This is a genomic window from Streptomyces sp. sk2.1, from assembly GCF_008120935.1.
Lineage (GTDB): Bacteria > Actinomycetota > Actinomycetes > Streptomycetales > Streptomycetaceae > Streptomyces.
Genome location: NZ_RDBO01000295.1, coordinates 1 through 1829 on the forward strand (window position 1 = coordinate 1; position 1829 = coordinate 1829).

1 protein-coding gene and 1 pseudogene are annotated in these 1829 nt (G+C 77.5%); one reads left to right on the forward strand and one right to left on the reverse strand.

Going from position 1 to position 1829, the window contains the following annotated elements:
* Positions 1 to 496, reverse strand: a pseudogene (locus tag EAO76_RS43965) (hypothetical protein); the annotation flags it as partial.
* Positions 497 to 668: 172 nt separating this feature from the next.
* On the opposite strand from EAO76_RS43965, the gene EAO76_RS43970 reads away from it, so the two are divergent.
* Positions 669 to 1829, forward strand: a 1161-nt coding sequence (locus tag EAO76_RS43970) for a hypothetical protein (RefSeq protein WP_148841789.1), incomplete at its 3' end; no start/stop codon positions are given.

Genomic DNA, 1829 nt, shown 5'->3' on the forward strand with positions numbered 1-1829 from the left:
GGAGTCCTCCGCCCGGGACCGCGGCGCGGCCCGGCCGGAGCCGGCCTTCCGGAGCACTTCCTTGAGCGACGCGCGCGGTGCGCACCAGGCGCAGCCGGTCGTCCTCCCCCCAGACGAGGGCCTGCTCGCGCAGGGTGGCCAGGGCGCCGGGCAGCGCGTCCGTGATCACCGCGTCCGCGCCGCCCTCGCTCCGGCCGTCGCCGTCCGGGCCGGTGCCGTCGTGGCCGTCGCCGGTGAGCAGGCCGAGCAGCGTCCCGTACGGGGCGGGGTCGGGCGCCACCGCGAGGGCCTCGGCGGTCTGCAGGGTGAACTTGTCGAGGTGTTCCAGCGCGCGTACGACGGAGGCGCGGGTGCCGGCTCTCGTCGCGAGCTGGGTGATGTCGCCCGGAACGGGGTTGAGGAGATCGGGACGGGCGCGCAGCAGCCCGGCCAACGACTCGTCGTCCCGGGCACGGAGGGCTTCGGCGAGCGTCCGCGGTGGTGTGGTCATCCCCATCCGCCCCACGGTAGCCCCCATCCGCCCCGGGAAGGCCGCCATCCGCTCCGGGACGGGCGGCTGTCCGGCACCGTCCGCGCCGCGGCGGACGCCCCGGCAGGCACCACGGCGGTCGTTCGGGGCGGGGCCGGGGCGCTACCTTCGGTGCAGGGCGGCAGAGGGGAATCGACGCGTGGGGATCGAGAGCGACCGGCTGGTCTACGACTACCTGAGCCGGGTCGGGGACCTGGCCCAGCGGCAACAGCTGTCCTCGGGTGCCCGGATGAGGCTCGTCTCCGAGCTCCGGGGCGAGATCGACCGGCAGCGCGGGAAGCAGTCCGCGGACTCCCCGGCGGCGGTCCGCCGCATCATCGGGAAGCTCGGCACGCCGGACGAACTGGTCGCCGCGGCGGCCGCGTCGGCGGGCGGTACGGACGGCGGTACGGACGAACTCCGGGAACCGGAACGGCCGACGCGTCCGCGGAGAAGCACGCCGAGCAGTACACCGGCGGGCGTGCCGGACGCGACAGACGCGACGGATGTGGCGGGGGAGACGGGGGAGACGGGGACGGAGCCCGCCGTGCCCCGTCCGCGTACGCCCCTCAACCCGCGCGCGTCGCTCAAGGAAGTGCTCCGGAAGGCCGGCTCCGGCCGGGCCGCGCCGCGGTCCCGGGCGGAGGACTCCGACCCCGGACCGGAGTCCGACGCCGAGTCCGCCCTCACCCCCGGCCCGGTGCCCTCGCCGCCGCACCGGGCCGGTACGGACGAGCTGGGGCCGTCCGGGAGCGAACCCGACTGGTGGCGGATCGAGTCGAGCCCGTTCGGCGACGGCGTCGACGTGCCGGGGTTCGTCGGCGGGGTCGAGATCCCGGCCATGCTGAGGCCGCCCTCGTCGAAGGGCACGGTGCCGGCCCCGCGCGCGGGCGCGGACGACGCGGACGACGTACCGGACGACGACGGGGCGCCGGACGGGGACGAAGCGCCCGGAGCGGGCACGGCACCCCCGAAGCGCCGCCGCCTCCCCGGGCTCCGCCGCCGGACCCGCGACGCCCCCCGCGAGAAAGGGGCGGGCGGCCGCGGCTTCTCCCACCCCCTGCTGCTGCTCGCCGCCGTGCTGCTGGTCGTCGGCGCCGCCCTGGGCAACTGGCTCGCCCTGGCGGGCGGCTGGCTGATCGCGTACAGCTCGCGCACCCTGTCCCGCACGGAGGCGAAGTGGGCCGCGATGGGGCTGCCCGGCGTGGTCGTGGCGGGCGCCGTCATCTGGCTCTGGGGCCGCACCGAGGGCCGCTGGGGCGAACCCGTCCCGCAGGGCGGGCTGGGGGACGTGCGGACCACCACCGGCCACATCCCGCCC